Source organism: Pseudomonas plecoglossicida NBRC 103162 = DSM 15088 (genome assembly GCF_000730665.1).
Taxonomy (GTDB): domain Bacteria; phylum Pseudomonadota; class Gammaproteobacteria; order Pseudomonadales; family Pseudomonadaceae; genus Aquipseudomonas; species Aquipseudomonas plecoglossicida.
Genome location: NZ_BBIV01000041.1, coordinates 20577 through 30218 on the forward strand (window position 1 = coordinate 20577; position 9642 = coordinate 30218).

The 9642-nt window shown below is 53.5% G+C and carries 7 protein-coding genes and 1 pseudogene; 6 read left to right on the plus strand and 2 right to left on the minus strand.

Going from position 1 to position 9642, the window contains the following annotated elements; all coding sequences use genetic code 11:
- Positions 1 to 113 precede the first annotated feature (113 nt).
- Both PPL01S_RS19945 and PPL01S_RS19950 read left to right on the plus strand, forming a co-directional pair.
- Complete coding sequence (locus PPL01S_RS19945) at positions 114 to 365, plus strand: hypothetical protein (protein WP_016393050.1); 252 nt, start codon at positions 114 to 116, stop codon at positions 363 to 365.
- On the plus strand, positions 362 to 1168 hold the full coding sequence (locus tag PPL01S_RS19950; protein ID WP_016393049.1) for a hypothetical protein: 807 nt from the start codon (positions 362 to 364) through the stop codon (positions 1166 to 1168). The genes PPL01S_RS19945 and PPL01S_RS19950 overlap by 4 nt, the downstream gene beginning before the upstream one ends.
- A gap of 334 nt (positions 1169 to 1502) precedes the next feature.
- On the opposite strand, the gene PPL01S_RS25210 is transcribed toward PPL01S_RS19950, so the two are convergent.
- A complete protein-coding gene (locus PPL01S_RS25210) occupies positions 1503 to 3074 on the minus strand; it encodes a hypothetical protein (RefSeq protein WP_156042678.1) in 1572 nt (523 codons plus the stop codon).
- A 1033-nt stretch (positions 3075 to 4107) separates the two neighbouring features.
- On the opposite strand from PPL01S_RS25210, the gene PPL01S_RS19960 reads away from it, so the two are divergent.
- The 3 genes from PPL01S_RS19960 to PPL01S_RS19970 all read left to right on the plus strand — a co-directional run bounded on the left by PPL01S_RS19960 (position 4108) and on the right by PPL01S_RS19970 (position 7654).
- Positions 4108 to 5634, plus strand: a complete 1527-nt coding sequence (locus PPL01S_RS19960) for an SMEK domain-containing protein (protein ID WP_028626029.1) — start codon at positions 4108 to 4110, stop codon at positions 5632 to 5634.
- Positions 5624 to 7039 (plus strand): argonaute/piwi family protein, encoded by a 1416-nt coding sequence (locus tag PPL01S_RS19965; RefSeq protein WP_016393046.1) that lies wholly within the window; start codon positions 5624 to 5626, stop codon positions 7037 to 7039. The genes PPL01S_RS19960 and PPL01S_RS19965 overlap by 11 nt, the downstream gene beginning before the upstream one ends.
- A gap of 270 nt (positions 7040 to 7309) precedes the next feature.
- Positions 7310 to 7654, plus strand: a complete 345-nt coding sequence (locus PPL01S_RS19970; RefSeq protein WP_016393045.1) for a YggL 50S ribosome-binding family protein — start codon at positions 7310 to 7312, stop codon at positions 7652 to 7654.
- 249 nt (positions 7655 to 7903) lie between these two features.
- On the opposite strand, the pseudogene PPL01S_RS26065 reads toward PPL01S_RS19970, so the two are convergent.
- Positions 7904 to 7966, minus strand: a pseudogene (locus tag PPL01S_RS26065) (hypothetical protein); the annotation flags it as partial.
- Positions 7967 to 8153: 187 nt separating this feature from the next.
- Here PPL01S_RS26065 and dacB point away from each other — a divergent pair.
- Positions 8154 to 9617: a D-alanyl-D-alanine carboxypeptidase/D-alanyl-D-alanine endopeptidase gene (gene dacB / locus PPL01S_RS19975; RefSeq protein ID WP_016393044.1), complete on the plus strand. Its 1464-nt coding sequence runs from the start codon at positions 8154 to 8156 to the stop codon at positions 9615 to 9617.
- Positions 9618 to 9642: the final 25 nt, after the last annotated feature.

Consider the following 9642-nt stretch of genomic DNA (forward strand, 5'->3'; position numbering starts at 1 on the left):
ATCTCGCCCCGTTGCGCGGCGGTTATACCTCGACAGGGCCATTGGCAGATCGGTATTATGCCGCGCCGATCCACAATGGATCCCATTTCTGCCGCACGATCGAGGGCACCCAGATGGATCTAGAACAGCTAAAAAAAGCCATCAAAATGTGGCTGAAAACTCCCGGGTGGGAGCCTACCGCCGCTGAACTTGCGGAAATTCAGCGCCTCATCGAGGAGCGCAGGCCCACGACCCACGAAGCACTCGCCCAGATCATTGACGAGGTGATCGAATGGCGGCGCTGCTGGTCAATGGAAGGGCTTGACATGTCCGACCTCAATGCAGTTCTCCTGATGGCGGCTCAGCCACCGAGGAAGGACAAATGACCAACCAGCAAGCCGTGATTGCTGCGGAGGCTGAAGCACAAAAGCTGCTCGATAAATACCACGCCTTTTTGACACCGCTTGCAATAGCATGGGACGCCGAGGAAAAGCCATGGACGGTGGCCCAACTCATTGAATGCCAACGACTTGGCAACGCCTTCTTCAACTCGTTGGAATTATTCGTTGCCAATAGCGATTTGTTAGGTGCACACCGAATCGGTAACTGGATTACAAACTTTGCGGAAAGCTGCCATTCCTATTTGAAGTCGTACCTGATCCACATTGCAACGCTTCGACTGCATGCAACCTACCTCCCGCAAGTCAGGGTAGAGCCCGATGAACATGCCATGGCCAGCATGCAGAGAATGGTCAAAGCGTACTGCGCACCAGATAAAAGCCGAGACCTGAAGCAAGCCTTCACAGATGCAAATTTGCCAACCGTAGGGTTCACCATGCCAGCAATCGAAGATCAAAAAGACACTCCTCCATGGACTATCATCATGTGCGTGGGGATCGGGATAATACTTCTGGTCGCCAGCGTTGCACTAGTTATCTTTTTCCCAGAACCTACGCCCGCCCAATGGTTCACATTCCGTCCAGTTCTTGCGCTTGGGCTATCAGCAGTTGCCGTGGGCTTTCCAGGCCTCATGAATGTCAAAGCACGCATATCTTCATTCGGCCAGTATTTGAAGCTCGTCGCCAGCGGGTCAATTGGAATCTTCCTGTTGGTCTACCTGGTCAACCCTCCGGCAGGATATTCGAAACCCCCTGAGCAGCCATCCATTCAACAACCTGTATCCAAATAATTCATCCGCGCATATGCGCCCGGAAAACTTTAACTCATGAAGGCTGCATAAAATATGTCCGACGACGAAAAATTAGCTCACCATCTAAAAATGAAATTTGGGCTGCGACCAGGTGAACCCACCACTAGCCAGTTAGCAGCGATCAAGAAATATATACAGTCACTTAAAGATCGAGGCTTAAATCCCACTCACTCCGACTGGCATTACGCTGTCAAACAAAACTGCCCCAGCGCCGGCACTGCAGGTTACGCCGGCGTTGACATGTCAGATTTGAACGCACTACTGACAATGGCATCAGCCCCACCAAAGCGATCATAAGACTCAAACTTAACTTTCAGAGACTGACACCCTCGGATCCGAACGACTCGATAACAGCTCGCACTTGCACAGGAAGTTCAAGACGCTCTTTCTCATATTCAGGCATGGCCATAATCGAGAGAATCTCACGACTCTCACACTCGGTCGAGAAAGAATGAATCAGCAAGCTATTCTGAGCCAGACCAGTGGCATCGAATAAGAAATCCATCTGAATGACACCCTGTGCTCGTAGCGTTACCCGCCAAAGGAATCTGGGCATACGGGTGTAGAGACTACTACGGAAGTCCACACCTAAGCCTGCATATTCCTGCCGAACAGATGACTTATAATCATTGACCGTGGTGAGGTAAATATCCCACTCCGGTATCTCCACGTAGCCATACGCTTCTCGCCACGCATTCAAGAGAGCATTCAAGATCAGCATTTCATCATGAATCAAGGAAAACGGAATCCTGATCTTGTGATACAACGGCAGCAACAAGAAATCAGGGTGCTGATAAACCGTATCACTCCATGAGTTTTTCAATGCATGCAACTGCTGCTCGTTCCCGACCATCTCGGGCGTCGGTAACTGAGACCATTCAAGACGGCAAAACGGCCCCGTTTGATCATCATGAACATAAAGCTTGTCAATCTTCGCAGCCCGCAATCTAAAACCATCTTGCGAAAATTCATATTCGGCGTCATCGCGTAGCGAATAACCCGTGATGGCTACCGCATGAGCACCAGCAGCTATTTGTTTTTCATCCTTGTAGTTAGTAAGCTGCACTGACAATATCGAAGGTATGCGCCCCCTCAAATAAGCGTAAGCCGCGCTATGAAGATCATACTTTGTTCCGGCACGGATAATATGCGGCTCAAGCTCTACACGCCTGATCGCCTGCGCCATTTGAGTCGCAGTCAAGCCAGTATTTGGAAATGTCCGCACACCCACAATTAGCGGGTTATCAGGCATTTGATCGCTTGCCCACCTGGTTATCTCAACTGGCGCAGGTATGGGATGCTGAAAAAGCTTCCCAGTACCCTGCAAACACGTCCACAACGCGCTCGTGGCACACGCAGCTACAACTTGATCCTGCTCTTGGTAAGCAAGGCTTTTTACTTCAAGTTCGATGCCATACAGATTGACAGGATAGATTCGCAGCGAAGGAAAATTCCGTCGACCATCTTCGGTACTGTAGGTTCGTAGACAGGTGCGACCAATGATCGTTAGAGGGAGAGGCCTTACAACGATGAATCCAAGATAATCAGCTTGAAGCCTACTACAAACTCCTGTGGCAGGCGTTGTAAGCAACTCCCTCTCAAAGTCATCAATGCTTATTTCATCACTGAAGAAATGAAGACGACGGGTACGTCGCGGATAATCCCAAAAGCATCGCGCGTAATACTCAACGTGATCATGAAGATAGTCACGATCAACATACTCGTTTTCAATCAGAATCGTCTTGGCTTTCAGCTCTTCAAAATACTGCTGAAAGTAATTGAAATGCCTTCGCGTACTAATGCTATTGGCACTAGTATATTGAGATTCATCTAAAAGGCACTCAAATAAGCACTGATGAGAGTAAGGCAGCAGCTCAAAGCTCAAGCATTTATCCCAATCAAATTGTGCTTAGAGGTCGTTCCAGTGATTCTTTGGACACCACGCGGGACGCTTGCAACACGGCCAGGGACGCCATCGTCGAAGCCACCGCCTCTCTCATGGCGCTGCGCATTCTGGCGTGATTGATGTGCTCAGCACTAAAACGCGAGCCTGCCTGCCCTGCGCGCGCTTGCGGCATAGCGACTGTAGGTTTCAATGCGTGACTCATGAGACAGTCCTGATTAGTCTTTCCTATCAGGAAAATACCGGAAATCAGCAGCATATGTCAATTCAACCGCTGGCACGAATATCCGCCTGAGGAGCCGAATTCAACGCAAATGGGCATGCACCACCCGCCCCTTGTACGACTGCGCCCCCTCTACACACCCCTTGGGTCAGACCACGACCGCTATCACTACCTCCAGCCATTATCTGCAGCCATTATCTGCAGCCAGTACTGCAGCCTCGCCCACCGAGGCTCACAACTCTCGCCGCCATGGTATCCGGCCCATGGCCCCAAAGCGAGGAAATGGCCAGAAGGACTCCAGGCGCCTGAAAGACACCCCAGGTTAGATTTGGGCTTAGGCTTGGCCATTGTGGCCTTGCGACAAGCATGCCCCCGGATGGCCATCAGTTGCCCATGTAGGGGTCGAGGCGTCCCCCCCTCAAAGCCAATGCCGTCACCCGCTCAAAGCTTCCAGGCAGCCAACCCGGCCTCAGACCACCACCGCCATGCTCACATTTACCTTGCTGAATAATTCGGCGAGCGGGAGGAATTCTGAGTACCCCCTGCTTGGACAGATAGGCATCCCCGCCGACACGGTGCATACATCTAAATGTAAACGTAAAAAGTGCCGGAATTATTGGGCCTAGGAGGGATTCCGAAATGGGATTACTGGGGAAAAGCAGTCTGCACTCAGGTCATGGTGGTACAATGCCACTCTCCGCCGCCTAGAATGCTCTGTCGCCCGGGATGGGGGCGGCCTCAGCTCTCGTAACAGCACCACTATCGATTCGGTCAATAGGGAAGTGTTTAGCTTTGAGACAGTTAGAGATTGAGAATGAACTAAGGGATGTCGTAAGTAGAATCATCAGCCAAGTCGATCTCTCGACCAAACAAGGCCGTCTCGACATTAACTTGTCCCTGGAAGATGCGCTGATCCCAATCCTGAAGGCAGCCTTCAACCTCCCCAACCTGATCAACCTCAACAGAAGACAGAAAAACTTCCCAGGCATCGACCTAGGTGACGACCATGACCGGGTCGCATTCCAGGTGACGGCAACCACGTCTCTGGAAAAGGTCAAGAAAACCTTGACCCACTTCGTCAGCAAGCAATTCTACAACACGTTCGATGAACTGTACATCTTGATGCTGACCAACAAGCAAGCCTCGTATAGCCAGGCCGCTATCGACCAGATCACAGACGGTGCCTTTCAATTTTCAACAAAGACTCACATCATTGATCTCGGTGACATTCTTTCCAAGGTAACAGGGCTGCGGATACCCGCCCAGGAACGGGTGCTCACCGACTTCAAGCTGATCCTGGGTGATATCAATGCCTATCTTGATTTCAATGCCGGTGAAGGCCATCAGTCCCACACCCTGACCTCCAACCTAATCACTGTCACGCCTCCTGAGACCGTGTACGTTGCCGAATTGCTGATAAATGAAGCTTCCGTACTCGCACAAGCCCGAGAGCACCTGAATTTCAGGAAAAACAGCTGCTCCAAGCAGAGCCTTGTGAAAATGGCGCTCCTGCTTAATGGGGCCGATACCGATAGCTGGGTGTGTTTTGAAAACCGGATATTCACCTTCGAAGACATCTCCAATTCAGGCATCCGGCACATAGTCGATATCGGCACCATCGAAGCACTTGAAACCCGAGACCTCTCAGACTCAGACATCGACGACAACATTAAAATTTTTAAACTCCTTCTGAATGGCCACGTTAGAGAAACGTTAAAACCACACAACGTCGTATACGAGCGACGCGATAAGTTCTTTTTCTTCAAGCCCCATCACCCCGAAGACGAAGGTCGCAAAGAGAACTGGGTAGGCAAGAAGAAGTCGACACGCCGCGTTTACGAACAGATAATGTCCAAGAAAGAGCCAACACGTATTGCTCACCACGTTCATTTATCCTTCGAATTGAGCTTCACCTCAATTGCAGCACAATGGTACGCGCTCGTCGTACCCAGCTGGCTCTATACCTTCGATGGAAGTCGAAAGTCACGTTACCATGAAGACCTGCTGTCAAAGCAGAAGCGACTTGAATTCAACCAAAGCGTGCGAAACATAGTTCGCTTCCTGGCCTACTACTTGCGCTCGACAAATGTTCCCATTGATAAGTTTGAAGGCGATGTAGGTGGCGTCCACTCTGGCACTTACCAGAACACTTCGGAGTATGGGGACAGGGATACCGGAGATGCTGAAGATTCGGCGAGCGCGCATCCTGAAAACCACGGCTTCTTTGGTGAACTGCTAGAACTTACCTGCGAAGAGAAACTCGTTGATGGCGAACATGTAGGCGCAGATTTTGAAGAGGAACTAACCCTTGAAGATTAAGATCCTCAAAGAGCCAATGCTAGAGTTCGGGAACGGCGCCCACATCTGCCCCAGGACAGGAATCGAAACGTTGGGCGTCTACGACAAACGTGACGAGCTCCGCCGCAGCGAATTACGCATTGGCATTGTCGGGCGTGGTGAAGGTGTTGACCTGCTGGATGAATGGCTAGACAAATGCAAACGGGGTATCGTAGGCAAAGAAGAAACCAAGTTCCCCAACCTCTTCAGGGGATTTGGCGGCGTAGACGAGTACCATGGATTCTATACGAAGATCCTGTCATCCCCCCAGTACACTCGCACCCTTCAAAAGTCAGAAATCAACAACATTTCTAAGATCACCGCCCGCGAAGATCGAGTCATAAAGTGTGTCGAACTTTACTATGAACAGATCCGCTTTCTGTCTGAGAACCGTTCCATCGACGTGATCGTCTGCGTGGTGCCCAATGATATTTTCGACTCGCTGACCAAGGCCACCGGAGAGAAAGACAACGATACGCTTGAGGCCTACCTGGAACACAACTTCCGACGACTCCTGAAAGCACGATGCATGCACCTAGGCATTCCTCTGCAGCTTGTTCGGGAGAAGACCATTCTGTCTGTCAAACCCTCCATCGACCAGCAAGACCTAGCCACCAAAGCCTGGAACTTCTGCACCGCACTGTATTACAAGGGCAACCGCACTGTGCCCTGGCGGCTGGTCGAGGACAAATTCAAGCCCAAGACATGCTATATCGGGATTGGATTCTACAAAAGCCGGGACGGTGAGACCGTGTCCACTAGCCTGGCTCAAGTCTTTGATGAGTTCGGCCATGGCGTCATCCTGCGAGGCGCACCAGTGTCGCTGGATAAGCGCGACAGACGCCCCTACATGGATGAGGCTCAAGCTTATGAATTGCTAGACAGCGCTTTAGCGGAATATGAGAAAGCGCTGATGCAAAAACCCGCCCGCGTGGTGATTCACAAGTCCAGCCGCTTCCGACCTACTGAGGTTGCCGGGTTTTCCAGGGTGCTGGAGGCCAAAGGCATCAGGACAAAAGATCTGGTTTCCATCACCTCCACGGACATTCGGCTGTTTAGCGACAAGAACTACCCGCCCACCCGTGGCACGCTGCTGAGCCTGTCGGAAACTCAGGGCGTCCTCTACACGAAGGGCATCGTGGACTTCTACAAGACCTACCCCGGGATGTATATCCCAAGCCCCCTGCGCATCGAGGCGTTCGACAGTGATTCGTCGCTGGAAGACCTGTGTAAGGAGATCCTCGGCCTGACCAAAATGAACTGGAACAACACTCAGCTCGACGGACGCCTTCCCATCACCCTGGAGTGCGCCAACAAGGTCGGAGACATCATGAAGTACATCGATAGCTCAGAAAAGCCACAGGTCAGCTACAGCTTCTACATGTAGAGCGTGCATCCGGCTTGCCGTGGACGTTGGAGGGGTTTGGGGTCTGAGGTCTGGGGTCTGGGGGGGCGTTCTCGTTTGAAGGGGTTGATCATCGCGGCAATGAAGCTGACCGAAATTCCTGGGCCTATGGAGGTGATGAGGCTCGGAGCCACATGTGTTCGCGTGTGCGTGCATGGACGCAGCGTTGACACCTCGGCTGATCGGACAAAGCAGGCATTTGAACGTGTTAGCTGATAGACTGCGCGCCGTAATTACTTAGAGGATTTTTTGATGGCCACTAACCGCTCCCGTCGTCTTCGCAAAAAGCTTTGTGTGGACGAGTTTCAGGAATTGGGCTTTGAGCTGAACCTGGAATTTAAGGAAGATCTGGATGATGAGGCAGTCGATGCATTCCTCGATGACTTCCTGACCGAAGCCATGGACGCCAATGGCCTGGACTACGTCGGCGGCGAAGATTTCGGCCTGGTTTGCAAAGCAGAACGCGGCTCGGTTACCGAAGAGCAGCGCGCAGCTGTCGAAGCATGGCTCAAAGGCCGTAGCGAAGTGACCAAGGTTGAAGTCAGTCCTCTGCTCGACGCCTGGTACCCAGAGAAGCCGGTCAACGCTGCAAAGTGATCGCGCTTAAGCAGTGAGTAATTGCTGGCTTGTGAAAAGACCACCTTTCGAGGTGGTTTTTTTATGGGCGGTCAGAAACCTCAAGGCCATCTTGTGGCGTCAAGCCAGGGGATCAGCGAGGGATGAGAGAGGCGCGAGGGGGAGGTAGCTGGTGACTGCCGCCAGGGGATGCGGCATGAAAGGTGAAGGAATTCGGACGCAGAAGAGAGAGGATTTTTGACAACCAAACCACTATTTTTTGCTAATTAGCAAAACCTGGAACTCATCCACGCACAGTTTCTTGCGCAGACGACGGGAACGGTTGGTAGCCATGAAACAATCCTCTTGAGTAATTACGCGCGGCACTTTACCAGTTTCCGCGGTACAAAGGCGCTTTTCCGTCGAACGTGGCGCAACAGGCGCTGCGCTTGGGGCATAATGCGCACTATATTCGTCTTGGGGTCATCATCTCTTACAACCCCAATGTCTTTTTCCCTCGTCCGCAGGGTATTAACCTCATATGATCAAAAAGCTTCGCCCCCTCGTTCTTGCCAGCCTGATGCTGCCTTTCGCATTGCCCAGCCATGCGGCAACCGTCAACACTGCCCTGCCACCCAAGGTGCAGCTGGCGCTGAAGGCCAACAAACTGCAGGACACCGCACTGTCGCTGGTTATGCTGCCCCTCAATGGCCCGGGCACGCCGACCGTGTTCAACGCAGACGTGTCGGTCAACCCCGCCTCGACCATGAAACTGGTCACCACCTATGCCGCCCTTGAACTGCTCGGCCCCACGTTCCAGTGGAAGACCGAGTTCTACACCGACGGTACCCTCAGCAATGGCGTGCTCAACGGCAACCTCTACCTCAAAGGCGGTGGCGACCCGAAGCTGAACATGGAGAAACTCTGGCTGCTGATGCGTGACCTGCGTGCCAATGGCGTGCGCACCGTCACCGGCGACCTGGTGCTCGATCGCAGCCACTTCGTGCAACCCAACCTGCCGCAGTTCAACGACGATGGCGGTGACGTCAACAAGCCGTTCCTGGTCAAGCCCGATTCCTTGCTGGTCAACCTCAAGGCCCTGCGCTTCGTCGCCCGCAATGACGGCGGCAAGGTGACCGTCGCCGTCGAGCCACCGATCGCCAGCATCCGTATCGACAACCAGGTCAAGGCCGTGGCCTCCAAGCAATGCACCGGCGACGTCCGCTACAACCCGGTTGCCCAACCCGACGGGATCAGCGTGGTGGTCAGCGGCCAGCTGGGCGACGGCTGCAACTCGCAGACCTACCTGTCGCTGCTCGATCACCCAACCTACGCCGCCGGCGCCGTTCGGGCAATCTGGAACGAACTGGGTGGCACCATCCAAGGCCGTGACCGGATCGAGAACGTGCCCAAGAGCGCCCGCCTGCTGGCCCGAGCCTTCTCGCCGGACCTGGTCGAAGTGATCCGCGACATCAACAAGTACAGCAACAACACCATGGCCCAGCAGCTGTTCCTGAGCCTCGGCGCACAGTTCCGTACTGACGCCGATGGCGACGATGCCCGCGCGGCCCAGCGCGTGGTGCGCCAGTGGCTGGCGAAGAAAGGCATCACTGCGCCGCACCTGGTGATGGAGAACGGTTCGGGCCTGTCACGTGCCGAACGAGTCAGCACCCGTGAGATGGCGGCGCTGCTGCAGGCTGCCTGGAACAGCCCGTACTCGGCCGAGTTCATCAGCTCGATGCCGCTGGTGGGCATGGATGGCACCATGCGCAAGCGCCTCAAGCGCACCGCCATGACCGGTGAGGGCCATATCAAGACCGGCACCCTGAACACCGTACGCGCCATTGCCGGCTTCAGCCGTGACAGCAATGGCAATACCTGGGCAGTGGCGGCGATCCTCAACGATCCGAAACCCTGGGGCGCTTCGCAGGTGCTGGATCAGGTCTTGCTCGACCTTTATCGCCAGCCGAAGGCGGGTAACGGTACCGCAGCTACCGCACCCTGATATTTGTACTGGCCCCATCGCCTGC